General features: G+C 62.6%; 23 protein-coding genes. 13 read left to right on the forward strand and 10 right to left on the reverse strand.

The annotated features are described in order from the left end of the window. The first annotated feature begins 12 nt into the window (after positions 1–12). The 4 genes from CWC48_RS02850 (at position 13) to CWC48_RS02865 (ending at position 6387) form a co-directional block, all read left to right on the forward strand. Positions 13–1638, forward strand: a complete 1626-nt coding sequence (locus CWC48_RS02850; RefSeq protein ID WP_100491300.1) for a 5-guanidino-2-oxopentanoate decarboxylase — start codon at positions 13–15, stop codon at positions 1636–1638. Beyond that, a complete protein-coding gene (locus CWC48_RS02855) occupies positions 1635–3077 on the forward strand; it encodes an aldehyde dehydrogenase family protein (protein ID WP_100491301.1) in 1443 nt (480 codons plus the stop codon). The genes CWC48_RS02850 and CWC48_RS02855 overlap by 4 nt, the downstream gene beginning before the upstream one ends. A gap of 1048 nt (positions 3078–4125) precedes the next feature. Beyond that, entirely contained in the window at positions 4126–5313 is a 1188-nt protein-coding gene (locus CWC48_RS02860; protein WP_100491302.1) for a cyanate transporter, read from the forward strand. A 138-nt stretch (positions 5314–5451) separates the two neighbouring features. Beyond that, positions 5452–6387, forward strand: a complete 936-nt coding sequence (locus CWC48_RS02865; protein ID WP_078047381.1) for a LysR family transcriptional regulator — start codon at positions 5452–5454, stop codon at positions 6385–6387. A 3-nt stretch (positions 6388–6390) separates the two neighbouring features. Here CWC48_RS02865 and CWC48_RS02870 read toward each other — a convergent pair whose 3' ends face one another. Together CWC48_RS02870 and CWC48_RS02875 are read right to left on the reverse strand one after the other, a co-directional pair. Next, positions 6391–6753 (reverse strand): 5-carboxymethyl-2-hydroxymuconate Delta-isomerase, encoded by a 363-nt coding sequence (locus CWC48_RS02870; protein WP_078047380.1) that lies wholly within the window; start codon positions 6751–6753, stop codon positions 6391–6393. 79 nt (positions 6754–6832) lie between these two features. Further along, a complete protein-coding gene (locus CWC48_RS02875; protein WP_078047379.1) occupies positions 6833–7756 on the reverse strand; it encodes a LysR substrate-binding domain-containing protein in 924 nt (307 codons plus the stop codon). Between the two features lie 129 nt (positions 7757–7885). Between CWC48_RS02875 and CWC48_RS30325 the strand changes: the two genes are divergently transcribed. After that, on the forward strand, positions 7886–8062 hold the full coding sequence (locus tag CWC48_RS30325; protein WP_177326536.1) for a hypothetical protein: 177 nt from the start codon (positions 7886–7888) through the stop codon (positions 8060–8062). Here the strand turns inward: CWC48_RS30325 and CWC48_RS02880 are convergent. The 7 genes from CWC48_RS02880 to CWC48_RS30330 form a co-directional block, all read right to left on the reverse strand. Then, entirely contained in the window at positions 8017–9342 is a 1326-nt protein-coding gene (locus CWC48_RS02880; RefSeq protein WP_100492494.1) for an MFS transporter, read from the reverse strand. The two genes, CWC48_RS30325 and CWC48_RS02880, sit on opposite strands and share 46 nt — an antisense overlap. Positions 9343–9397: 55 nt before the next feature. Continuing rightward, positions 9398–10720 (reverse strand): MFS transporter, encoded by a 1323-nt coding sequence (locus tag CWC48_RS02885; protein WP_078047378.1) that lies wholly within the window; start codon positions 10718–10720, stop codon positions 9398–9400. A 73-nt stretch (positions 10721–10793) separates the two neighbouring features. Then, positions 10794–11672 carry an SMP-30/gluconolactonase/LRE family protein gene (locus tag CWC48_RS02890; RefSeq protein ID WP_100491303.1) on the reverse strand — a complete coding sequence of 293 codons (879 nt, stop codon included), beginning with the start codon at positions 11670–11672 and terminating at the stop codon, positions 10794–10796. A 65-nt stretch (positions 11673–11737) separates the two neighbouring features. Further along, positions 11738–12670 carry a 3-keto-5-aminohexanoate cleavage protein gene (locus CWC48_RS02895; protein WP_099492551.1) on the reverse strand — a complete coding sequence of 311 codons (933 nt, stop codon included), beginning with the start codon at positions 12668–12670 and terminating at the stop codon, positions 11738–11740. Between the two features lie 67 nt (positions 12671–12737). Beyond that, complete coding sequence (locus CWC48_RS02900; RefSeq protein WP_078047375.1) at positions 12738–13526, reverse strand: SDR family oxidoreductase; 789 nt, start codon at positions 13524–13526, stop codon at positions 12738–12740. Then, complete coding sequence (locus tag CWC48_RS02905; RefSeq protein ID WP_078047374.1) at positions 13523–14245, reverse strand: GntR family transcriptional regulator; 723 nt, start codon at positions 14243–14245, stop codon at positions 13523–13525. The genes CWC48_RS02900 and CWC48_RS02905 overlap by 4 nt, the downstream gene beginning before the upstream one ends. 210 nt (positions 14246–14455) lie before the next feature. After that, positions 14456–14599, reverse strand: a complete 144-nt coding sequence (locus CWC48_RS30330) for a hypothetical protein (protein ID WP_164403684.1) — start codon at positions 14597–14599, stop codon at positions 14456–14458. Positions 14600–14795: 196 nt separating this feature from the next. On the opposite strand from CWC48_RS30330, the gene CWC48_RS02920 reads away from it, so the two are divergent. Beyond that, positions 14796–16103 (forward strand): MFS transporter, encoded by a 1308-nt coding sequence (locus tag CWC48_RS02920; protein WP_100491304.1) that lies wholly within the window; start codon positions 14796–14798, stop codon positions 16101–16103. Next, entirely contained in the window at positions 16100–16858 is a 759-nt protein-coding gene (locus CWC48_RS02925; RefSeq protein WP_100491305.1) for a substrate-binding domain-containing protein, read from the forward strand. The genes CWC48_RS02920 and CWC48_RS02925 overlap by 4 nt, the downstream gene beginning before the upstream one ends. Here the strand turns inward: CWC48_RS02925 and CWC48_RS02930 are convergent. Continuing rightward, positions 16850–17752, reverse strand: coding sequence for a LysR family transcriptional regulator (locus CWC48_RS02930; RefSeq protein ID WP_078047370.1), 903 nt, complete (start codon positions 17750–17752; stop codon positions 16850–16852). The genes CWC48_RS02925 and CWC48_RS02930 overlap by 9 nt on opposite strands. A gap of 212 nt (positions 17753–17964) precedes the next feature. Between CWC48_RS02930 and CWC48_RS02935 the strand changes: the two genes are divergently transcribed. Genes CWC48_RS02935 through CWC48_RS02960 form a run of 6 tightly spaced genes read left to right on the forward strand, consistent with a single transcriptional unit; the run spans position 17965 to position 23351 of the window. Beyond that, entirely contained in the window at positions 17965–18816 is an 852-nt protein-coding gene (locus CWC48_RS02935; RefSeq protein WP_078047369.1) for an STAS domain-containing protein, read from the forward strand. A 2-nt stretch (positions 18817–18818) separates the two neighbouring features. Then, positions 18819–19181, forward strand: a complete 363-nt coding sequence (locus tag CWC48_RS02940; RefSeq protein ID WP_017254285.1) for an STAS domain-containing protein — start codon at positions 18819–18821, stop codon at positions 19179–19181. After that, the gene (locus tag CWC48_RS02945; RefSeq protein ID WP_078047368.1) at positions 19178–19582 is read left to right on the forward strand and encodes an ATP-binding protein; all 405 of its coding nucleotides are present in this window, start codon (positions 19178–19180) and stop codon (positions 19580–19582) included. Before CWC48_RS02940 ends, CWC48_RS02945 begins: the two co-directional genes overlap by 4 nt. Then, entirely contained in the window at positions 19573–20580 is a 1008-nt protein-coding gene (locus CWC48_RS02950; RefSeq protein ID WP_177409470.1) for an ATP-binding protein, read from the forward strand. Before CWC48_RS02945 ends, CWC48_RS02950 begins: the two co-directional genes overlap by 10 nt. Further along, positions 20573–21436: a sensor histidine kinase KdpD gene (locus tag CWC48_RS02955; RefSeq protein WP_078047367.1), complete on the forward strand. Its 864-nt coding sequence runs from the start codon at positions 20573–20575 to the stop codon at positions 21434–21436. The genes CWC48_RS02950 and CWC48_RS02955 overlap by 8 nt, the downstream gene beginning before the upstream one ends. Next, on the forward strand, positions 21426–23351 hold the full coding sequence (locus tag CWC48_RS02960) for a response regulator (RefSeq protein ID WP_100491306.1): 1926 nt from the start codon (positions 21426–21428) through the stop codon (positions 23349–23351). Before CWC48_RS02955 ends, CWC48_RS02960 begins: the two co-directional genes overlap by 11 nt. Positions 23352–23433: the final 82 nt, after the last annotated feature.

Consider the following 23433-nt stretch of genomic DNA (forward strand, 5'->3'; position numbering starts at 1 on the left):
AGAGCGACATGTATGGCGACCTGCGGCGAAGTATTGGTCAACCTCCTGGAAGGCTATGGCGTGGACCAGGTGTTTGGCATCCCCGGCGTGCACACCGTGGAGCTGTACCGCGGCCTGGCCCGCTCCAGCATCCGTCACGTCACCCCGCGCCACGAACAGGGCGCCGGCTTCATGGCCGACGGTTATGCGCGTACCAGTGGCAAGCCCGGCGTGTGCTTCATCATTACCGGCCCCGGCATGACCAATATCACCACCGCCATGGGCCAGGCCTACGCCGACTCGATCCCGATGCTGGTGATCTCCAGCGTGCAGTCACGTAGCCAATTGGGCGGCGGGCGCGGCAAGTTGCATGAGCTGCCGAACCAGGGCGCGATGATGGCCGGCGTGGCGGCGTTCTCCCATACCTTGATGTCGGCGGCGGAATTGCCCGGTGTGCTGGCGCGGGCGTTTGCGTTGTTCCAGGCCGGACGCCCCCGCCCGGTGCACATCGAAATCCCGCTGGATGTACTGGTGGAAAATGCCGATGCACTGCTGGGCAGTGAGCCGGTCAGCGTGGCCCGTGCCGGTGCGGCGCCGTCGGCGGTCAAGCAGATGAGCCAGTTGCTCGCCGCCGCCAAGCGGCCCTTGATTCTCGCCGGTGGCGGCGCCATCGACGCCGCCCCCGCACTGACGCAATTGGCCGAGGCGCTCGGCGCGCCCGTGGCCCTGACCATCAACGCCAAAGGCCTGCTGCCGGCCCGTCACCCGCTGTTGATCGGCTCGACCCAGACCCTGATCGCCACCCGCGCGCTGGTGGCCGAAGCCGACGTGGTGCTGGCCATCGGCACCGAGCTGGCGGAAACCGACTACGACGTCACCTTCGCCGGCGGCTTCGAGATTCCCGGGGCCTTGCTGCGTATCGACATCGACCCGGACCAGACCGTACGCAACTACCCGCCGCACGTCGCCTTGGTAGCCGATGCGCACATTGCCGCCGAAGCCTTGCTCGCCGAGCTGAGCAGCCAGCCATTGCCGCCATGCAACAGTGCCTGGGGCGCTGACCGTGTGGCACGCCTGTGGGCCGAGCTGAACCCTGCCTGGGACGCCGCCACCCGCGCGCAAACGCTGTTCCTCACTACCGTCCTGGAGACATTGCCCAACGCCGTGCTGGTCGGCGACTCGACCCAACCGGTGTACAGCGGCAACCTCACTCTGAACCTCGACCACCCACGCCGCTGGTTCAATTCGTCCACCGGCTATGGCACCCTCGGCTATGCCCTGCCCGCTGCCATCGGCGCCTGGCTGGGACGCGGCGACGGGCAACCGGTGGTGTGCCTGATCGGCGACGGCGGCCTGCAATTCACCTTGCCGGAACTGGCCAGCGCCGTGGAAGCGCGCACGCCCGTCATCGTGTTGCTGTGGAATAACCACGGCTATGAAGAGATCAAGAAATACATGGTCAACCGCGCCATCGAGCCGGTCGGCGTGGACATCTACACCCCGGACTTCATCGGCGTGGCCAAGGCGCTGGGCTGTACGGCCGAAAGCATCCAGGGCATCGAGCAACTGCGCACAGCATTGCGCAGCGCCGCCGATCGCCAGGGGCCGACGCTGATCGAAATCGACCAAGGGCTGTGGATGAAGGAGGTGGCGGTATGAGCGCGGTATTGGACGGGATCTACATCGACGGCGCGTGGCATGCCGGTCATGACGTCATTGAGGTGATCAACCCGGCCACCGAGGCGCTGCTGGCCCAGGTCAGCGTGGGCGATGCGCCGGCAGTGAAGCGGGCGGTCGGCGCCGCCAGCGCAGCCTTTGGCGACTGGTCGAAAAGCACCGGCCGCGATCGTGCCGCCCTGCTGCGCAAGATCGCCCAGGGCGTCAGCGAGCAGCGTGAACAACTGATGCACCTGCAGTCGAGCAATAACGGCAAGCCGCTGTTTGAAGCCGCGATCGATGTGGACGACGTGATCGCCACCTTCGAGTATTACGCCACGGTAGCCGACGACATGGACGCCGGCCAGGACCGCGCGGTGACGCTGCCCAGTGACAACTTCCGCGCACGCCTGCGCCGTGAACCGTGCGGCGTGGTGGGGCTGATCGTGCCGTGGAATTTCCCGATGGTGACCACCGCCTGGAAACTCGCCCCGGCCCTGGCTGCCGGTTGCTGCGTGGTGCTCAAACCGTCGGAAGTCACGCCCTTGGCCGAGTTGCAATTGGCGCGGATTATCGCCGAGGCCGGCGTGCCGGCTGGGGTATTCAACCTGGTCTGCGGCACAGGCCTGGACGTCGGCGCGCCGTTGGCGGCAGACCCTCGCGTCGCGAAGATCTCCTTCACCGGCAGTAACGCCGTCGGCGTGCAGGTGATGCAACGCGCGGCCGAAACCATCAAGGGCGTGAGCCTGGAATTGGGCGGCAAATCTTCATTGTTGGTGCTGGCGGATGCCGACCTGGACCTGGCGGTGGAACTGGCCTGTGGCGGCGGATTTTTCAACGCCGGCCAGATGTGCTCCGCCACCAGCCGCGTATTGGTGGCTGACAGCCTGGCGGATGAATTCCTGCGGCGTGTGCAGGCACGCGCTGAAAGCATTCGCGTGGCCGACCCCTTTGCCGATGGAGTAGAAATGGGCGCGCTGATCAACCGCGTGCAGTATCAGCGGGTGCTGGGGCATATCCAGCGCGGCATCGAAGACGGCGCCCGTTTGCTCTGCGGCGGTAAACGCCCGGCAGATTTGCCCAAGGGCTTCTTCATTCGCCCCACCGTGTTCGCCGATGTGCCACTGGACAGCGCACTGTGGAACGAAGAAATCTTCGGCCCAGTCCTGTGTGTCCGCCGTTTTGCCTCTGAGGAAGACGCCATCGCCCTGGCCAATGCCAGTGAGTTCGGCCTCGTCGCCAGCGTCGTCAGCACCCATACCGAGAGCGCCGAACGCGTCGCCAATGCCTTGCAAGCCGGCCTGGTGTGGATCAACGCACCGCAAGTCATCTTCCCGCAGACCGCGTGGGGCGGTTACAAACAAAGCAGCATCGGCCGCGAACTAGGCCCGTGGGGACTCGCCACGTTTCAAGAGATCAAACACGTGATCAGCTCCAACTAACCTAACCACAATGCGAAGCGAGCCGCTGTTGCTCGTGATCTTGATCTTGATCCTGCTTTTGATCTTGATCCTGCTTTTGATCTCAGGCGCCCCGTCAAACACGCTGGCCGGAATTCGACAGGGATTTGGGGGGTAAACCGGCAGGGATGCCGGTTTAGCCGCCCCGCGCCATGGATGGCGCGTGGCGGCGGCCCCCCAAATACCTGTCGGATTACGGGCACACCGAGCCTAAGCGAGGTGCCGAGTGTTGGGGCAAGAGCCCTTTGCTTACTTTGGGGCTTTTCCAAAGTGAGCCGCCGTAAGGGCGGAACCATTAGCAGCCGTTACCCAAATAACGGATATGTACCCGGTCAGATCCAACATTCTGGTCGGCTGTCAGGCCGCCTTCGCAGGCAAGCCAGCTCCCACATTTTTGAATCGCGGGGTGACAGTTAGATCGTGGTCGGCTGTTAGGCCGTCTTCGCAGGCAAGCCAGCTCCCACATTTTTGGATCGCGGGGGGACAGTTAGATCGTGGTCGGCTGTCAGGCCGCCTTCGCAGGCAAGCCAGCTCCCACATTTTTGAATCGCGGGGGGACAGTTAGATTGTGGTCGGCTGTCAGGCCGTCTTCGCAGGCAAGCCAGCTCCCACATTTTTGGATCGCGGGGCGACAGTTAGATTGTGGTCGGCTGTCAGGCCGCTTTCGCAGGCAAGCCAGCTCCCACATTTTTGAATCGCGGGGGGGACAGTTAGATTGTGGTCGGCTGTGAGGCCGCTTTCGCAGGCAAGCCAGCTCCCACATTTTTGGATCGCGGAGGGACAGTTAGATTGTGGTCGGCTGTTAGGCCGTCTTCGCAGGCAAGCCAGCTCCCACATTTTTGAATCGCGGGGGGACAGTCAGAGCGTGGTCGGCTGTCGGGCCGCCATCGCTGGCAAGCCAGCTCTCACATTGGATCGACGTCGTATCAGACCGCCCGCCTGCAATTTTTAGATAGCCCCTGCGACTTTCTCATTTGCCCCACTCCCCCACCCATGGCCTGATGCCCCCTTGTTCACTCAAGGCCGTCCCATGGAAACCGTCCACACCAAACCCACCACCGCCCTCTGGCTGATGATCAGCGTCGTACTGGTCGCCCTCAACCTACGCCCGTCAATGGCGGCGATAGGCCCACTGCTGTCATCGATCCGCGCCGACGTGGCATTGAGTTTCAGCAGCGCAGCCTTGCTCACCCTGTTGCCGGTAATGGCCATGGGCGTGGCGATGTTCTTTGGCATGGGCCTGGCCAAGCGCTTTGGCGAGCACCGCAGCATTGTGGTGTCGCTGCTGGTGATTGGCGTCGCCACGCTGTCACGGTTGCTCCTCGATTCGGCGCTGGAATTGATCGTCAGCGCCATCGCCGCCGGGGTGGGGATTGCGATGATCCAGGCGTTGATGCCGGCGCTGATCAAGTCGCGGTTCAGCGACAACGTCTCGCTGTTCATGGGCCTCTATGTCACCGCGATCATGGGCGGCGCGGCACTGGCGGCGTCGTTCGCGCCATTTGTGCAAACGCAGACCGGCAGTTGGCGCATCGGCCTGGCGATCTGGGCCGTGCTCGCCTTGCTGGCCCTGGTGTTCTGGTATGCGCAGCGCTCGGCGCTACCGCCCCTGCCCCAAGCCGGCGCCGGCCCTCAAGAATCGTTTTTCGGCAATGGCCGCGCCTGGTTGCTGGCGATCTTCTTCGGCCTGGGTACCGCGTCCTACACCTGCGTACTCGCCTGGCTGGCGCCGTACTACGTGGAGCAAGGCTGGAGCGAACAGAATGCCGGGTTGCTGCTGGGTTTCTTGACAGCCATGGAAGTGGTGTCCGGATTGATCACGCCGGCCATCGCCAACCGTCGCCAGGATAAACGCGGCGTGGTGGCCGTGTTGCTGGTGCTGATCATCCTCGGTTTCTGCGGCTTGATCCTCAGCCCGCACCACCTGAGTCTGTTGTGGCCGTGCCTGCTGGGCCTGGGCATCGGCGGCCTGTTCCCGATGAGCCTGATCCTGTCCCTCGACCACCTGGACAGCCCCCGCCGCGCCGGTGGCCTCACCGCATTTGTGCAAGGCATCGGCTATCTGATTGCCGGGCTGTCGCCACTGATCGCCGGGATGATCCGCGACCAACTGGGGAGCTTCGAATGGGCCTGGTGGTCACTGACGGCGGTGATCATGGTGATGCTGCTGATCGTTACGCGCTTCGACCCTCGGCATTACGCAAGGCATATCCGCTGACGTCGTGTTGCAAAAAGTATTTGTCTCACGCCAAACATAGAAACGCCCTACAGAGCTTTCTAATGGCACGCTCGTTCCGTTAAGCTTTTGCGGTGTCTTGTACTGAAGTTCGGTACAACAGGTTTACGGACGAAACCGATGTTAAACAGTAACTTGCTCAGAAAGCTCGATATGCAGGACTTGATGGTGTTTATCGCCGTCTACGACCAGAGCAGCGTTACCGAGGTGTCCGAAACGTTGTTTGTCAGCCAGTCCACCGTGAGCTACAGCCTGAAGAAGCTGCGCATCAGCTTTGAAGACGAGCTGTTTATCAATACCCGGGCGGGCATGCGGCCGACCTACAAGGCCACCACCATGTATGGCCATGTGCAGAAAATCCTCGAAAGCATCAACCTGTGCCACGCCGGTGGCCAGGCCTTCGACCCGACCCAGAAAGCCGTGACCTTCAATGTCTGCGCGCCGGAATACTTCGAACAGTTGATCCTGCCGAGGCTGTTGAAGAACTTCGACCGCGCCGACCTGCCGGTGATCGTCAATGTGCAGAAACTGGAAACCGACATCCCCGCCGATGACCTGCGTGACGGTCGCCTCGACCTGGTGATCTGCTTTGGCCCCAACTTCCACCGCGCCCACAAGGACTTCCGCACCCAGATGCTGCTGGAGGACGACCTGGTGTGCGTCTTCGACAAGCGCTCGGCCCCACGGGAGCCGGCTTTCAGCCTGCAATCCTTCGTCGAGCGGCGCCATGTGTTCCCCACGCCGTGGACCTCCGACACCAACATGATCGACGGCTGGCTGGCGCGTCAGGCCCACAAGCGCCAAGTGGTCGCCCGCGCCAATAGCTACAGCGCGGCGCTGAAAATGATCACCGGCACCGACTTCATCGTCACCCTGCCACGCCGCGTGCAAAAGCTGCTGGCGCCGCCGACGGTGTTCGGCCATTGCGAAGCACCCAACGGCTTGCCGGGGTTCACCCTGGAGATGCAGTGGAATGAAACCAGTGAACAGGACAGTGCCAATACCTGGTTTCGTGAGCAGGTGGTCAAGGTGTGTGCGGATCAGGGGCTGCTGTAAGCCTCAGCCAATGGCGATTTTGGTGTAGGACTCGCGGTCCATGTCTACCAACTGGACACTCAGCTGAACCTGTATATCCGCCGGCCAATCCCCAAGGTCCTGCAACGCCGCCAGCAGGCTTTCCGACAGCTGCTGCTTGACCTGCACCGACCGCCCGCTGAGCAGTGACAGCCTCAACGCAATAAAACCACGCGGGGCGAGGGAGGTTCCCACCTGGAAGCTCTCGACCTTGACGGCACGGCTTTTAATATCGGATTCGAATGCGAACTGCCCGGACACCATCAGCACGTTATTGAGCCGCAACAGGGTCTTCTCGACAGCAAGGCCTGTGAGGTTGGCGGTGTATTCCAGGTGCAGGTGCGGCATGGCAGTTTCCATGTTTGATGTAGGAAGGTTCGTAGGTATATCACAGCGCCCCGTGCCCCAGGCATGAAAGCGCTGTCAGTCAGGGCTTGGCCGCCAGCCCTCGGTCGCTCATGAACGCTTCCAGGCGCGAACGCACCCAGCGCTCGGCCGGGTCGGTGTCGACATGGCTGAGCCAGACCATGGACAAATCCAGGGTCGGTGTCTCGAACGGAAACGGCTCGCAGAACAGTTGGCCCGACACCGCCATGGCCTCGGCGGTGTAGTCCGGCAGGCTGGCGATCAGGTCAGTGCCGGCCAACAACGCCGGCAGCGCGCTGTATTGCGGCACCGACAGCACCACGTGACGCTTGCGGCCGATTTCCGCCAGCCACTCATCGGCGAACCCGGACACGTTGGCGGTGTGGGACACCAGCACATGGGGCCGCGCGCAATATTCATCGAGGGTCAGCGGTGTGTCCGAGGCATCGGCGCGCAGCAAGCGCGGGCGGATATGGCGCAGCAGCTTGCGCTTGGCATTGGCCGGCAGGCCACGAGTCTGGGTGATACCGACGGTGATATCGCCGGAGGCCAGCAGGTCGGGAATGCGCCAGTAGTCCACATGCTGCACCACGAATACCACTTGCGGCGCTTCCTGGCGCAAGGCGCGCAGCAACGGCGGCAACAGGCCGAACTCGACATCGTCGGACAGGCCGATGCGAAAGGTCATGGTGCTGATGGACGGGTCGAAATCGTGGGTCAGGCTCAAGGCCGACGACAACGAATCCAGGGCCGGCGACAGGTGCTGGATGATTTCCTCGGCCCGCGCCGTCGGCTCCATGCGGTGGCCGACGCGAATGAACAGCGGGTCGTTGAATAGCGTGCGCAAGCGGTTGAGGGCCGAACTGATGGTCGGCTGGCCGAGAAACAGCTTCTCCGCCACCCGCGTCACGTTGCGCTCGAGCATCAACGCTTCGAACACCACCATCAGGTTGATGTCGGCCTTGCGTAATTCATTGCGATTCATCGGCGCCTGCCCCTTTCCCCAAGACAAGCCGCAGTTTAGAAAGCGCGGGGGCCTGCGTCTATGTGCGCACTGTTCATCCAGCGGCTTTGCGACTATAAATCAGCTCTCTAAGGTCGCAGGAACACCAACGTGCTGGTCATTCTTGCCCTGAGCCTCCTGCTCGGCGGGTGTTTGCTCTGGGCCATCAAGTTCATCGCCCATCCCACCGCCAGGACATTACTGCGCGTATTCGTCGGCTTATGCCTGGCGGCGGTCGTGGCCTACCTGGTGCTGGCTTCCGGGTTTCCCACCTCATTACTGGTCTGAGCCTCCTCCTGGCCCTGGCGCAGACGCAAGGCCGCCAGCGCCGCTACCACCAACACCAGCGCGATGACTTTCAAGCCGTTCATCGCATTGCCGGTGCTCATCTCGATCGCGCCCATCACCGACGGCCCGACAAACCCGCCCAACAACCCGCAGGCGTTGACGAAGCCCAAGCCGCCCGCCAGTGCCACGCCCTTGAGGCGTGAAGCCGGGTACAGAAAGATGATCGACTGCACCACAAAGAACATCACCGCCGACAGGCAAAAGCCCAGCAGGCTGAACACCGGCCCCGAGATCGATGCGATGGCCAGCCCCAGCGCCATGGTCAGCAGCCCGGAGACCAACAACCGCCGACAACGCCCCGGCGTCGTGGCAAATCGCGGGATCAGTACTGCGCCGAGGGCCGCCGCGATCCAAGGCAAGGAGGTCAGCAGGCCAACACTCATGGTGCTCAGTTCACCGTACTTGCTGATGATGCTCGGCAGGAAAAAGATCACGGTGTAGATGGTGATCTGATGGCAAAAGTACACAAAGATCGCCAGCAGGATTTGCGGGGTCAGCCAGTTTTTCAACGAGTGGCCCCCCTCGCCTGCGCCCTCTTCGGTTTCCAGCGCAATGCGCTGTTCGATCCCGCGCGCTTCCTCGGCCGACAACCACGGCGCCTTGCTCGGACGGTCCGGCAATTTGCGCCAGACCACCCAGGCAAACGCCACGGCCGGCAAGCCTTCGAGCAGGAACATCCACTGCCAGCCGTGCCAGCCGAGCATGCCGTCCATGCGCATCAAGGCCGCACCCACCGGGCCGCCGATGATGTTGGCAAAGCACACGCCGAGCAGGAAATAGCCGGTGGCGCGCGCCCGTTGTTCACGGTTGAACCAGTAGGTCAGGTACAGCATCACGCCCGGAAACAGACCGGCCTCGGCAATGCCCAGCAACAGGCGCAGCACGTAGAACGACGTCTCGCCTTGCACAAAGGCCATGGCCGCCGAGATCAGGCCCCAGGTCACCATGATCCGCGCGATCCAGAAGCGGGCGCCGACCTTGTGCATGATCAGGTTGCTGGGGATTTCCGACAGCGCATACGTGAGGAAAAACAGCCCCGCGCCCAGCCCGTACGCCGCGGCGGAAATGCCCAGGTCGACGTCCAGGTGATGCTTGGCCAGGGCGATGTTGGTGCGGTCCAGGAAGCTCAGGATGTAGGCGATGATCAGCAAGGGCATCAGCTTGACGAACATCAGTTTGTTCAACGCCTGCGGCTCGCGGGCGTGGGGGACGGTAGTCATCGGCAATTCCTCTTGGCGCCCCGCCAGCCAGGCTGGGGGGCGCATCGGTGTTGTTCTAGGAGTCGAGTTGCACAACCAGCGCCTGGGGGCGATGGGAAAACAGTTGCAGCAGTGCGCCGCCCAGGGCGCAGCCGGCCATCACGAAGAAGCACAGGGTGTAGCCGTGCAGCGTGGTCCAGCCGCCGCCCATGGCGATGATGCTGCCCATCAGCACCGGCGCCAGGCCGCCGCCGATGAACATTGCCGTCGTGATGATGCCGTTGGCGGTGGAGGTCGCCGACGACTCTGCCGAGTCGCAGGCCACCGCGTAGTAGATCGGCCACACTGCATTCGCCACCAGGCCGAACAGCAGTTGCACGACGATGATCAACGTCAGGGTGTTGGCGAAGTAGAACGCGCCAACACTCGCCGCCATCCACAGCCCGCAGATGATCAGGGTGGTACGCCGGCCGATGATGTCCGACAGCGACGGCCACACCAGTTGCCCGAGGATGCCGGTGAGGGTGAACACCACGCTCATCCCCGCCGACTCGGCCAGCGACAACCCGGCGATGTTGTAGAGGTAGGCCGGCAGCACGATGTTCACGCCCATGTACACCACTTGGGTGAGCATCGTATTGCCCGCTGTCAGGGCGATATTGCGGTTGCGCAACGTGGCGACAAAGGTGCGCCAGGCTTCGCCTTTCACCGAACTGGCCGGGGCGTTGTCCGGCGGGGTCATGCCTTTGGCGGCGATGTCGACGTACAGCGCGGTGATGCGCTCGGCGGTGGAGTAACGCGCCCAGAAGATCATCAGCGGCAACGCCACCACGAAGGCGAAGAAGAACACGTAGCGCCAGTTCTCCTCACCAAACACGGTGATGACGAAACTCGCGACGATACCGCTGAGCATCGCCCCAATCGGGTAGCCGGTGTGGTGCGCGCCCAAGGCAAAGCCGCGACGCTCCACCGGCCACCATTCGGCGGTATTGCTCACGCCCACCGGTTCACCCCAGCCGGCGCCGAGGTTGACGCCGACGCGCAGGGCAATAAAAGTGGCGAGGTTGCCGCTCAACGCCTTGAAGCCGGACAGGAACGAAATCGCGGTGTAGCCCAGCACCAGCGGCACCTGGAAGCGCGCACGTTTCCAGCCGCCACCGTAGCGGTCGCTCCACATCGACCCGGGAATATCCAGCAGCGCCAGGGCCAGCATGACCACCGTGGCCACGGTGCCCCATTGGTCGGCGGATAAATCGAAATGCTTGGAGATGGTCGGCCCCAGGCGCAGCACGATCTCTCGGTCGTAGGCGTTGAGGATCCAGATCATCCAGCAGACCAGCAGCGACACCCAGGAATGCCGGTGAATGCTGCGCAGCGACGCTTTTTTTATAGTTGCCATGGGCCTCTCCAGGCGCGCGAGGGCGCGCACTGACACAAGGTTGCGAAGGAATATGCTTTGTCACACACACGCGCTAGCTGGCGAACCGTCGCTCGGCTATTCCTTGCACGCCCAACCCGGTAATGGCGAACAGCGCTCCGCGCTGCTGACCGTCTGCCGGAAAACGCGGCAGCGGCGGCTTGGCCATGGAGGTCACAAACAGGGTGTCGAGATTCGGCCCGCCAAAGGTCAGGCTGGTGACCTTTTTCACCGGCATCTGGATGATGCGGTCGACGTGCCCGTCGGGGGTGTAGCGCACCAGTTTTCCGGCGTATACCAGCGCCTGCCACAGGCAGCCTTCGGCATCCACGGTGCAACCATCGGCGGCGCCCCCGCCGGAGGTGTCGACCTTGGCGAAGGTGCGACGATTGCTGACACTGCCGGTGGCCAGGTCGTAGTCGTAGGCCCAGATCTCGCCGGACCAGGTGTCGCAGAAGTAGAAGGTTTCACCCGATGGGCTCCAGCACGGGCCGTTGGACACGATGATGCCTTCGTCCAGGGTGTGCAGGCTCAGGTCGGCATCAAGCCGGTAGAGTTTGGCACTGGCGTTGTCTTCCTGGGTGTCCATGGAGCCGAAGATAAAGCGGCCTTGGCGGTCGACCTTGCCGTCGTTGAGGCGGTTGTCGGGCAGGTGCGGTTCCGGGTCGATGACCAGGTTGAGCTCACCGCTGTTGAGGTCGAGGGTATGCACGCCGTTCTGCAGGGCGACGATAGCCGACTCACCGTGGCGGCGCAGGGCCATGGAGCCGATCTTCTGGCCCACCTCCCAGGCCCGCAGTTCGCGGCCATCGTCGGTGCAGCGCAGGATGCGGCCGTCGGCGCTGTCGATCCAATACAAGCGTTGTTGCTCGACGTCCCACACCGGGCCTTCGCCCAGGGTGGTCTTGACGTCGACGAGCACTTCGATACGCATGGTGTGATCCCCTTATTGTTGTTGTGCGGGATGCAGGCCGCGCCTTGACGCGGCGGTTTGTCGGGTTAGAAATTGACCTGGTCGCGCCCCTTGAGCCCGAGGATTTCCCGCGCTTCATCCGGCGTGGCGACCCGGTGGCCGAGGGCTTCGATCACTGTACGAATGCGCCGTACCTGGTCGGCATTCGACGCCGCCAGCTTGCCCGGGCCGTCCCACAGCGAATCTTCCAGGCCGACACGGGCGTTGCTGCCCATGGACAGGCCCATGGTCGCCAGCGGAATCTGCCCACGCCCGGCGCCGAGGATCGACCACACATAGTCGTCGCCAAACAGGCGGTCGGCGGTGCGGCGCATGTGCGCCAGGTCTTCCGGGTGGCCGCCGATACCGCCGCGCAGGCCGAACACCGACTGGATAAACAAGGGCGGCTTGAGCAGGCCGCGCTCCAGGAAATGCGCGGCGGTGTACAGGTGGCCGATGTCGTAACACTCGATCTCAAAACGGGTGCGGTTTTCGGCGCAGGAATTGAGGATGTGAGTGATGTCGCGGAAGGTGTTACGGAATATCCGGTCGTCACTGTCCTCCAAATACGGCCGCTCCCAGTCGTGCTTGAACTCGGTAAAGCGGTTGAGCATTTCGTACAGGCCGAAATTCATCGAGCCCATGTTCAGCGAGGCCAATTCTGGCTTGAACTGCATCACCGGCTGCAGGCGTTCTTCCACACCCATGGTCGGCGCGCCGCCGGTGGTGATGTTGATCACCACGTCGCTGGCGGCCTTGATGTGCGGCAGGAATTCGGCGAACAGCGCCGGGTCCTGGCTGGGACGGCCATCAATCGGATCGCGGGCATGCAGGTGGACAATCGCGGCGCCAGCCTCGGCGGCACCGATGGCGGCGTCGGCAATTTCCTGTGCAGTGATAGGCAGATGCGGCGACATCGACGGCGTATGAATCGCACCGGTGACGGCGCAGGTGATGATGACAGGACGATTTTTGGACATGACGAATCTCCGACTTTTATTCTTATGAAAAAAATCCTGGGTGCAGCGCGATGCGTTCTTCCGTGGCTTACAGGTACTCGACGTTACCGTCGACGCTGATCGCCTGGCCGGTCACGTTGCGTGCGGCGGGTGAACAGAGGAACAGCGCCATGGCTGCCACGTCTTCGGCGGTGACCATGCGTTTGAGGGAAATCTTGTTGAGGTATTCCTGGCGCATCTCGGCTTCGGGCACGCCGACCTGCTCCGCACGCGCGCGGATCACGCCGTCCATGCGCGGGCCTTCGACGATGCCGGGCAGCAAGGCGTTGACGCGGATGTCGCTCTCGCCCAGCTCCGAGGCCAGGGATTTCATCAGGCCGACAATCGCCCATTTGGTCGCCGCGTAGGGCGTGCGCCACGCGTAGCCCAAGCGCCCCGCCACCGAGGCGATATGCAGCAGATGGCCGTGGGACGATTCCTTGAGCATCGGCACCGCGTGGTGGGCAAACCGGTACTGCGCGGTGAGATTGATGTTGATGGTGGCTTGCCACTCGGCGTCGCTGATCGCATCGATGCCACCAGTGGGCCCGGCGATCCCGGCGTTGTTGACCAACACATCGAGGCCGCCGAAATGCGCGCGCTGCACCTGGAACACCGCTTCGATCTGTGCGGCATCGCTGACATCGGCACGGGTGGCGACGGTGCCTGGGTATTTGTCGCGAAACGCGGCCAGGGCCGGCTCGCTTACATCACACACATGCACCTGGGCACCGGCTTCCAGATACGCCGCCGCCAACACTTCACCGATGCCGGCAGCCCCGCCGGAAATCAACACACGTAACCCAGGATAGGGCTGCAGCCGTTGTAGGACACTCATGCACGTTTACCTCCTGAAGCAGACGACCGCGCACGGTCGTTCTTGACGAGCAGGCGCGCCAGGGAATCGGCGGCCTGCATGATGTCATCGGTCACCGCCGCGCGTGCGCCAGCGCCATCACGGGCAGCCAGGGCTTCGACAATGCGCGTGTGCGCCTCCATCGAGCGTTGCAGGTGAGCTTTATCCGGGGCGACCAGCGCGAAGCACGGGCCCATGTGCAGCCAGAAGTTTTCCACGGCGGCCATGGTCAACTCGGCCTGGGCCACGGCGTAGATGCGCCGGTGAAAGGCAAAGTTGGTCCACAAGTAGCGGGACACGTCGACTTCGTCGGCGGCGTGCTGCATTTGCTGGCACAGGTCGGTGATTTCATCGAGGTCGGCCTTCTGCAGGAGCAGCACGGCTTTTTCCGCCAGGAGCCCTTCGAGGGCGACCCGTGCATCGCGAATTTCCCGCAGGCGTTCGACCGTCATCAAGCGGACGCGCAGACGCGAGGTTTCGGTGACTTCAAAGGCGTTTTCGGCGCTGAGGCGCTGCAGGGCTTCACGCACCGGCATGGGGCTGGAACCGAGGGCTTCGGCGAGGCCGCGGATGGTGAGTTTCTGGCCGGGCTGGAAACGGCCACTCATCAACGCTTCGCGGATCTGGCGATAGACCTGGTCTTGCAAGGTATCGCGGGACACCTGGCGCAGGGTGGGCAGGAGGAGCGGACCATCTGTCATGAGGCAAAACCTGTGTTGTCGTTCTTATGGCCTCAATATGTGATCACAAATCAAATATGTCAAATAGTTTCCCAGACTGATGCGCGCGCACAACAATTGTGGGAGCGGGCTTGCCCGCGAAAGTGGTGGATCAGCCGACACATTAGTTGACTGACACACCGCATTCGCGGGCAAGCCCGCTCCCACAGTTGGGTGGTGTTGAGCTTGAGGTCAGGGCTTGAGCGGACGTTCCTGGTCGCGCTCGGACAGCTCCGTCCCGTCATCGGGATGCTTCCAGGTCTGCGGTTTTTCTTCCTCCTGCCGCCGGGGTCGCTCGCGCTCCGGTGCGTCCTGCGGTGTGTGTTGGTCAGCCATTGCCACCTCCCATCCGTAAGAATTGGTCACGTCTTCAGCATAGAACAGCCGATGCGGTTTTGGCTTATAGCCGATTGATAGCCAATGAACATCAATCCATCCAAATTTGTCACTTATCATTTCTAAATGTGTCAGCCACTATTCCAAGTCTTAAGCGAAACAAGCACTTTAAAAAGAACGCTGGAGACACAAAACCATGACTAGCCCTACCCGGCCCGACTCTGCCCGTTCGAAAGTTGGTGCGGTATTCCGCGTGACTTCGGGCAACTTCCTCGAACAGTTCGACTTCTTCCTGTTCGGTTTTTATGCCACCTACATCGCTGCCGCGTTCTTCCCTGCCGCTAATGAGTTTGCATCATTAATGATGACCTTCGCCGTGTTCGGCGCGGGCTTCCTGATGCGTCCATTGGGCGCGATCATCCTGGGTGCCTATATCGATGACGGCGGTCGCCGCAAAGGGCTGATCGTGACCCTGTCGATCATGGCCAGCGGCACGCTGCTGATCGTGCTGGTGCCCGGTTATCACACCATTGGCCTCTGGGCACCTTTGCTGGTGCTGTTGGGCCGCCTGTTGCAGGGCTTCTCGGCCGGCGCGGAACTGGGCGGTGTGTCGGTGTACCTGTCCGAAATGGCCACCCCCGGCCGCAAAGGCTTCTACACCAGTTGGCAATCGGGCAGCCAACAGATCTCCATCGTGGTCGCCGCCGCGCTGGGTTATGGCCTGAACGTGTGGATGGAACCGGCCGTGGTAGCCGATTGGGGCTGGCGCATTCCGTTTGCCATCGGCTGCGTGATCATCCCGTTCATCTTTATCCTGCGGCGCAACCTGCAGGAAACCGAAGAGTTCGCCAACCGCAAGCATCGCCCGACCATGCGCGAAGTGATGGCGACCCTGGTGAAGAACTGGACCGTGGTCATCGGCGGCATGCTGATGGTGGCCATGACCACCACCGCGTTCTACCTGATCACCGTGTACGCGCCGACCTTCGGCAAGACCGTGCTGCAACTGAGCACCTCGGATGCCCTGCTGGTGACCTTGCTGGTGGCGGTGTCGAACTTTGTCTGGCTGCCGATCGGCGGTACGTTGAGTGACCGTTTCGGTCGCAAGCCGGTACTGATCGCCATGACCGTGCTGACCGTTCTCACAGCTTACCCAGCGCTGTCCTACGTGGTGAACGCGCCAAGCTTCGCCCATATGCTGGAAACCCTGCTGTGGTTCTCCTTCCTCTACGGCCTGTATAACGGCGCGATGATCCCGGCCCTGACCGAAATCATGCCGGTGGAAGTACGCGTGGCGGGCTTCTCCCTGGCCTACAGCCTGGCGACCGCGATCTTCGGCGGCTTCACCCCGGCGATCTCGACCTGGTTTATTCACATCACCGAAGACAAGGCGTCGCCGGCCTACTGGATGATGTTCGCCGCACTGTGCGCGCTGTGCTCGACCCTCGCCTTGTATCGCCGCGCCAACGCTCGCGGGCAGGTGATGCAGGGAGCAGCGCAATGAAGGCACTGTTCAAGACCCTGACGGCCCTGGCCCTCGGCGCCCTGGCGCTGACGGCCCAGGCCGAACAGCTCAAGGTGATGACCTCTGGCGGCTTCACTGCCGCGTATAAATTGCTCGGCCCGCAGTACGCCAAGCAAAGCGGTGACAGCCTCGACACCATCCTCGGCCCGTCCATGGGCAAGGCGCCGGAAGCGATTCCCAACCGCCTGGCCCGTGGCGAACACGCCGACGTGGTGATCATGGTCGGCTACGCCCTGGATGAGCTGATCAAGCAGGGCAAGGTCGACCCAGCCTCCCGCGTGGAATTGGCAGACTCGCGCATCGGCCTGGTGGTGAAGGCCGGCGCGGCCAAGCCGGCTATCGGCACCGATGCCGAATTGAAGGCCGTCCTGAGCAATGCCAAGTCGGTGGCCTATTCGGACAGCGCCAGCGGTGTGTATGTCGAGAAAGAGCTGTTCAAGAAGCTCGGCATGCCCGCCAAGGGCACCATGATCGAACGCCTTCCGGTGGCCGAGCAGGTCGCCAAGGGTGACTACGAAGTGGGCTTGCAACAGGTGGCGGAATTGTTGCCGGTGCCGGGTGTGACCTACGTCGGCAAGATCCCGGAAGATGTGCAATCGGTAACGCGCTTTGCCGCCGGCATCCCGGTCAACGCCGAGCACCCGGCGCAGGCCAAGGCGCTGCTGCGCTACCTGGCCTCGCCCGAGGCACAACCGGTGGTGCAATCCACCGGCCTGGACTCGGTGTCACGCTGAGCGGAACGGCATCTCCCGCACTAACCGCTCCAACTCCAGCGCCGCCGGCGGCAATGTCCGCCCGCGGCGTTTGATCAAGCCCACATTGCGCATCACCTGCGGCTCCACCAGGGGCACGCTCACCAGGATCGGGTGCTCCGTGGACGGCATCGCAATCGACGGCACCATCGCCACGCCCAACCCCGCCTCCACCAGCCCGATCATCGTGGTCACGTGGTGCGTCTCACAGATACTCGGCTTTTTCACCCGCACGCCGCGCAACGCCTGGTCCAACAGGAAGCGGTTGCCGGAGGTTTTGTCCACGGTGATGTAGTCGTGCTCATAGGCCTCGACCCAGGTCACGCTGTCGCGCTGGGCCAGCGGGTGGTCGCGGCGACAGGCCAGCACATAGCGCTCTTGCAGCAGCAGTTCGAACTCCACTTCATCGGCCAGGCTGCCGCTGAAACTTACGCCAAAATCCGCCTCGCCACTCTCCACCGCATTGCACACCTCGCCGGCACTGGCATCCAGCACCCGCAGGCGAATCTTCGGGTACAGCTTGTGGAATTCGGAGATCACATGGGGCATGAAGTAATACGCGGTCGACGGCACGCAGGCGATGGTGACATTGCCCATGCGCGTGGACGCCACATTGCTGATGCCCATCAGCGCCACGTCGAGGTCATCGAGCATGCGCTCGACCTGGGGCAGGAACGCGCGGCCGACCATGGTCAGGCTGACGCGCCGGGTGGTGCGTTCGAACAGCTTCACGTCGAGGGCGGTCTCGAGCTTTTCGATCCGCCGGCTCAGGGCCGGTTGTGAGATACGGATGGCCTCGGCGGCGCCGCGAAAGCTGCCCTTGTCTACCACGGCGCGGAAAGCCTGGAGGTCGTTGAGGTCGAAGTTGATGATCACGGGAAAGAAGCCAGAGTCGTCGGGATGGTGGGCATTATGGTATGGGTGTCGAGGAGAGTCACTGGCCGATCAGGGGTATCAATCTATAGTTCCAGAGCGCAATCGTCGTTTCCCTGCGCCGGCTGCGAACGAGTACGTCTGAAACAATTCTAAACAGATCAAATTAGTATAAATTGCGCGATTCGCATCGATGGCATTCATGGAGGTTACCCGTGGCAACTCTGCAAACGAACACTATTCAGGCACTGCAAGACAATCAAAGCGCCCTCCTTGCCGAATGGAATGCCAGCCTCGAGACTTCGGGGGCGACGCGCAACATCAAGGGCGACGACGTCAAACAGCAAACCCAGGAGTTCCTGAACCTGCTGGCGACTGCCCTGCAACAAGGCGGCTCGCAGAACACCGACCATGAAAACTGGGCAGAAACCCGAGTATTCCTGGAAAAACTGTCCCACAGTCGCGCCCTCGCCGGCCAGGACTCGCAGCAGACCGCCAGCTTCATCTTTGCCCTCAAAGGCCCGCTGTTCGCCCTGCTGCAGCGCGTGTACACCGAGCAACCGGCGCAGCTTGCCGAACAACTGCTGAAGATTTCCGAACTGCTCGACGCGCTGGGCATGCACACCATCCGCACCTTCCAGAAGTCCCGCGAGTCGGTGATCAAGCGCCAGCAGGAAGAACTGCTGGAGCTGTCCACGCCGGTGGTCAAGCTGTGGGATGGCGTACTGGCCCTGCCGATGATCGGCACCCTGGACTCGCAACGCACCCAAGTGGTGATGGAATCGCTGCTGCAGCGCATCGTCGACACCGGTGCTGAAATCGCGATTATCGACATCACCGGCGTGCCGACCGTCGACACTCTGGTCGCCCAGCACCTGCTCAAAACCGTCACGGCCATCCGCCTGATGGGTGCCGACTGCATTATCAGCGGCGTGCGCCCGCAGATCGCCCAGACCATCGTGCACCTGGGCCTCGACCTGCAAGGCGTGGTCACCAAGGCCAACCTTGCCGATGCCCTGGCCCTCTCCCTCAAACGCCTAGGCGTCACTGTCACCAAGGCCGTCTGAGTATGGAACGCATCCCTATTTTGCAGATGGGCGAATTCCTGCTCGTGACCATCCAGGTGGACATGCACGACCAACTCGCGCTGACCTTGCAGGACGACCTGTCCGAGCGGATCAGCCGTACCTCGGCGCGGGGCGTACTCATCGATATTTCGGCGCTGGACATGGTCGACTCGTTCATCGGGCGCATGATCGGCACCATTTCGGGCCTGTCCCGCATCATGGACGCCCAGACCGTCCTGGTGGGCATGCAGCCAGCCGTGGCAATTACCCTGGTGGAACTGGGCATGACCCTGCCCGGCGTCGCCACCGCACTGAATGTGGAGCGCGGCATGAAACTGCTGCGTGACCGGGTAGAACACTCATGACCCAAGCCAGCAGTGGCACCCACCCGGTGCTGATCGAACAGGACGTCGTGCTGGCTCGACAATTGGTCCGCAAACTGGCCCAGGACTGCGGCATGCGCCTGATCGACCTGACCAAACTGGTCACGGCGGTCAGTGAGTTGGCGCGAAACACCGTGGTGTATGGCGGTGGTGGCTACATGGACTGGGCAGTGATCGAAAAAGACCACCGCCCCGGTGTACGCCTGACATTTCGCGATGAAGGGCCGGGCATTCCCGACCTGAAGCTGGCGATGACCGACGGCTGGACATCCGGCAGCGGGCTCGGCCTGGGGCTCACCGGGGCGAAGCGCCTGGTGGATGAATTTGAACTGGACACCGAGCCAGGCAAGGGTACCTGCGTGACGATCACCCGATGGGCCTGAACATTCCCAGCGCCCTCACCCACGTGTTGTTGATCGAGGATTCCAGCCAGATCGGCCATGCCCGGCGCGTGGCGCAGCGTTTCGCCGAGCAATTGGGTTTCGACGAGACCGATGCCGGCCGCGTGGCCTTGGTGGCGACTGAACTGGCCAGCAATGTCCTCAAGCACGCCGACCATGGCGCATTGCACCTGCGCGCCACGGGAAACGGAGGCGTCGAACTGATTGCCATGGACCGTGGGCAAGGCTTTGATCTGGACAGTTGCCTGGTGGACGGCTTTTCCACCGGCGGCACCCAGGGTATCGGCCTGGGCGCTATCTCACGCCTGGCCCAGGTGTTCGATGCGCATGCCGATCAGCGTGGCACGGCGATCATGGCCAGGCTGTACCCACGCGGCTCAACGACGAAAGACATTCGCTACGGGGTCAGCCAGCATTCGCTGCACGATGATCCACACTGCGGCGATGCCTGGCACTTGGCAATCGAACCCGGCCGCTTCAGCGTGATGATGGCCGACGGCCTTGGCCATGGCGAGCATGCAGAGCGCGCGGCCAGGGCCGGGGAAGACGTGTTCTCACGGTATGCCTTTGCGGATTCGACGGTGTTGATGAACGACATGCACATCGGCATGAACGGCACCCGAGGTGGCGCCATGGCCGTGGCCCAGTACGATGCCCATGCCGACAACCTGCGGTTCACCGGCGTCGGCAATATCGGCGCCAGCCTGATCGGGCCGGGCAAGTCGCGCGGCCTGGCGTCCCATCCGGGGATCGTCGGGGTGCAGTTTCGCAAGGCACAACCCTTCGACTACGCTCAAGTGGCCGGCCAGTTGTTGATCCTGTACAGCGACGGCCTGCAATCACGCTGGAACCTGTCGGACTATCCGGGGCTTGTTCATCGCCATCCGGCCCTCATTGCCGCCATCCTGCACCGCGATTTTTGTCGCGGCCGGGATGACGTCACCGTCTTCGTGATTGCCCTGGAGGCCATTGATGGCTGACACCACCGCCTCGCTCACCGCTGAAATCCAACACCTTCGCCAGGAAGCGGATAACCTGCGCGCCGAATTGGACGAAACCAACCAGGGCGTGTTGGCGCTGTACGCCGAGTTGGATATGCAGGCCGATCAGCTGCGCCAGGCGTCGGACCTGAAAAGCCGCTTCCTGTCCTATATGAGCCATGAGTTCCGCACGCCGCTGGGCTCGATCCTGAGCATCACCAGCCTGCTGGCCGATGAGCTGGATGGCCCGCTGAGCCCGGAACAGCACACCCAGGTCGGTTTCATCCGCAGCTCGGCCCGCGAACTGCGCGAGATGGTCGACGACCTGCTGGACTTGGCGAAGATCGAAGCCGGGCGTATCACTATCTCCCCGGCCTGGTTCGATATGTTCGACCTGTTCTCGGCACTGCGCGGGATGTTCCGGCCGATTGTGGATGCGTCGTCCGTCGACCTGATCTTCGAAGAGCCTTCCGGCCTGCCTAAACTCTATACCGATGACAAGAAGCTGGCGCAGATCCTGCGCAACTTTATCTCCAATGCCTTGAAGTTCACGGTGCAGGGCGAAGTGCGCGTGTCGGCGCGCATGGAGAGTGACCACGAAATCCGCTTTGCCGTACAGGACACCGGCCTGGGCATACCGGGCGAGCTGCATAACAACCTGTTCGAAGACTTTTCCCAGATCGATTCCCCGTTGCAAAAACGCCTGCGCGGCACCGGCCTAGGCCTGTCCCTGTGCAAGCGTTTCGCCGAGCTGCTGGGCGGTCGCGTGGGCGTAGAAAGCACACCTGGCGTGGGCTCGCTGTTCTTTGTGATCATTCCTCTGTCCATCGCCAGCGAGAACGTCGATGAAACGTGACATTCAACTCTTGATCGTGGACGACAACGCCGCCACGCGCTACGCCCTGCGTCGGCGCCTGGAGCGCCATGATTACGCGGTGCTCGAAGCCGGCACGGGCCAGGACGGACTGGACCTGATCGCGAAGGAAAAGATTGATGCACTGATTCTCGACGTCAACCTGCCGGACATGAGCGGCTTCGATATCGTGCGGCGTTTGCGCAGCGATCCTGCCACGGCGTTGCTGCCGGTGGTGCACGTGTCAGCCGCGTCGATCGAGACCGGTGACATCATCACCGGCCTCAACGCCGGTGCCGACGCCTATCTGATCCATCCGGTCGACCCCGACGTCTTGCTGGCGACCCTGCGCACCTTGCTGCGTGTGCGCGACACCGAATACGCCCTGCGTGAAAGCGAGGCGCGCTTTCGAGAGATCTTCTTCAATATCAGCGCGCCGATCGCGGTGATGGATGCACAGCTCAAAGTGCACGAATGCAACCACGCGTTCGCCCAACTGATCCACGACAACCTCAACCCGGATGCCCTGCTCGAATGCTTCGCAGACGGCCAGCACGCGGTCATCCACGAACTGTGCCTGCGCCTGACAGCCGGTGAACGCTGGAAGGGCACGCTGCAGATGAAAGTCGACGGCGAACTGCGTGAGACCGAGTGGCAGATTTCACCCTATCGCCGTGCCGAACTGAGCCTGGTGTTTGTCGAAGATGTCACCGAACATCGCCACCGCGAGCGCCACCAGCAGGCCGAGCTGGCCAATGCCGCCAGCCAGTTGGCACGTACCGAAGCGCAACTGCTCCAGGCCCAGAAAATGGATGCCCTGGGCAAACTGACCGGCGGTATCGCCCATGATTTCAACAACCTGCTGACCGGGATCATCACCAGCCTGGAACTGATCAAGAAGCGCATCGTAAGCAACCGTACCGACAAGGTCCTGGGTTACGCCGATGCAGCACTCAGTTCAGCCCTGAGTGCCGCCGGCCTCACCAACCGTTTGCTCGCTTTCGCCCGCCAGCAGCCGCTGGACACCCGGCCGATCGATATCAATGCGCATATTCGCTCCCTAGAAGAGTTGCTGGTGCGCACCATCGGCGAACACATCGCCTTGAAACTGGAGCTGACCAACAACCCCGCCGTGGCGATGGTGGACCCGATCCAACTGGAAAGCGCGGTGCTGAACCTGGTGATCAACGCGCGGGACGCCCTGCCCCAGGGTGGCATTGTGTGGGTCACGACCTACCAGGCGTTTTCCAATGGCAACCTCAAGCTGGAAAACGGCCCCTACATCGCCCTGTCGGTCAGGGATAACGGCGTGGGCATCGAGCACAGCGTGATCGACAAGGTGTTCGACCCGTTCTTCACCACCAAGCCGGTGGGCCAGGGCACCGGCCTGGGCCTGTCGACCATCTACGGGTTTGCCCGCCAGTCCGGTGGTGATGCGCAGATCCGCAGCGTCACCCGCCAGGGCACCGAGGTGACCATCATGCTCCCCGCCGCCGATGGCCCCGCCGCCTCGACCACCAAGACATTGGCAGTGCCGGGTAACAGCAAGGGTGAACACATTCTGATCGTCGAAGACATGCCCTCCGTGCGCAGCTTCGTGGCCGAGGTGCTGGTCGACGCAGGTTACCGCTGCAGCCTGGCAGCGGACGGTGACGAAGCACAGGCCGTGCTGCAGGCCGACCCGAGCATCAACCTGCTGCTCACCGATGTCGGCCTGCCATACATGACCGGCCGCGAGCTGGCCGACCATGCACGCGCCCTGCGCCCCAACCTGCCCATTTTGTTCATGACCGGCTACGCCGAGAACGCAGCGAACCGACAGAACTTCCTGGGTGAGAGCATGGACTTGATCACCAAGCCGTTTCACATCGATGAGCTGCTGGAAAAACTCAGGCAAGGTCTGGAGCCCCAGGACTAGGCACTGATAAAGGGGACAGCGGGTTTCCCACACGTGAAGTTCTTCGACAAGCTTGGTAGGGTGGTCGGCGTTTTTCCCCGGC

Source organism: Pseudomonas sp. S10E 269, from assembly GCF_002798465.1.
In the GTDB taxonomy this organism is placed as follows: domain Bacteria; phylum Pseudomonadota; class Gammaproteobacteria; order Pseudomonadales; family Pseudomonadaceae; genus Aquipseudomonas; species Aquipseudomonas pergaminensis.

What these genes read in the sequence shown, in the direction of transcription:
- CWC48_RS30330 (WP_164403684.1), bottom strand. Translation starts at nt 14,599, where the DNA reads ATGGCTGACCAACACACACCGCAGGACGCACCGGAGCGCGAGCGACCC.
- CWC48_RS02955 (WP_078047367.1), top strand. Translation starts at nt 20,573, where the DNA reads ATGGCTGACACCACCGCCTCGCTCACCGCTGAAATCCAACACCTTCGC.
- CWC48_RS02895 (WP_099492551.1), bottom strand. Translation starts at nt 12,670, where the DNA reads ATGTCCAAAAATCGTCCTGTCATCATCACCTGCGCCGTCACCGGTGCG.
- CWC48_RS02880 (WP_100492494.1), bottom strand. Translation starts at nt 9,342, where the DNA reads ATGACTACCGTCCCCCACGCCCGCGAGCCGCAGGCGTTGAACAAACTG.
- CWC48_RS02865 (WP_078047381.1), top strand. Translation starts at nt 5,452, where the DNA reads ATGTTAAACAGTAACTTGCTCAGAAAGCTCGATATGCAGGACTTGATG.
- CWC48_RS02925 (WP_100491305.1), top strand. Translation starts at nt 16,100, where the DNA reads ATGAAGGCACTGTTCAAGACCCTGACGGCCCTGGCCCTCGGCGCCCTG.
- CWC48_RS02960 (WP_100491306.1), top strand. Translation starts at nt 21,426, where the DNA reads ATGAAACGTGACATTCAACTCTTGATCGTGGACGACAACGCCGCCACG.
- CWC48_RS02950 (WP_177409470.1), top strand. Translation starts at nt 19,573, where the DNA reads ATGGGCCTGAACATTCCCAGCGCCCTCACCCACGTGTTGTTGATCGAG.
- CWC48_RS02855 (WP_100491301.1), top strand. Translation starts at nt 1,635, where the DNA reads ATGAGCGCGGTATTGGACGGGATCTACATCGACGGCGCGTGGCATGCC.
- CWC48_RS02905 (WP_078047374.1), bottom strand. Translation starts at nt 14,245, where the DNA reads ATGACAGATGGTCCGCTCCTCCTGCCCACCCTGCGCCAGGTGTCCCGC.
- CWC48_RS02875 (WP_078047379.1), bottom strand. Translation starts at nt 7,756, where the DNA reads ATGAATCGCAATGAATTACGCAAGGCCGACATCAACCTGATGGTGGTG.
- CWC48_RS02885 (WP_078047378.1), bottom strand. Translation starts at nt 10,720, where the DNA reads ATGGCAACTATAAAAAAAGCGTCGCTGCGCAGCATTCACCGGCATTCC.
- CWC48_RS02890 (WP_100491303.1), bottom strand. Translation starts at nt 11,672, where the DNA reads ATGCGTATCGAAGTGCTCGTCGACGTCAAGACCACCCTGGGCGAAGGC.
- CWC48_RS02945 (WP_078047368.1), top strand. Translation starts at nt 19,178, where the DNA reads ATGACCCAAGCCAGCAGTGGCACCCACCCGGTGCTGATCGAACAGGAC.
- CWC48_RS02900 (WP_078047375.1), bottom strand. Translation starts at nt 13,526, where the DNA reads ATGAGTGTCCTACAACGGCTGCAGCCCTATCCTGGGTTACGTGTGTTG.
- CWC48_RS02920 (WP_100491304.1), top strand. Translation starts at nt 14,796, where the DNA reads ATGACTAGCCCTACCCGGCCCGACTCTGCCCGTTCGAAAGTTGGTGCG.
- CWC48_RS02940 (WP_017254285.1), top strand. Translation starts at nt 18,819, where the DNA reads ATGGAACGCATCCCTATTTTGCAGATGGGCGAATTCCTGCTCGTGACC.
- CWC48_RS02870 (WP_078047380.1), bottom strand. Translation starts at nt 6,753, where the DNA reads ATGCCGCACCTGCACCTGGAATACACCGCCAACCTCACAGGCCTTGCT.
- CWC48_RS02860 (WP_100491302.1), top strand. Translation starts at nt 4,126, where the DNA reads ATGGAAACCGTCCACACCAAACCCACCACCGCCCTCTGGCTGATGATC.
- CWC48_RS02850 (WP_100491300.1), top strand. Translation starts at nt 13, where the DNA reads ATGGCGACCTGCGGCGAAGTATTGGTCAACCTCCTGGAAGGCTATGGC.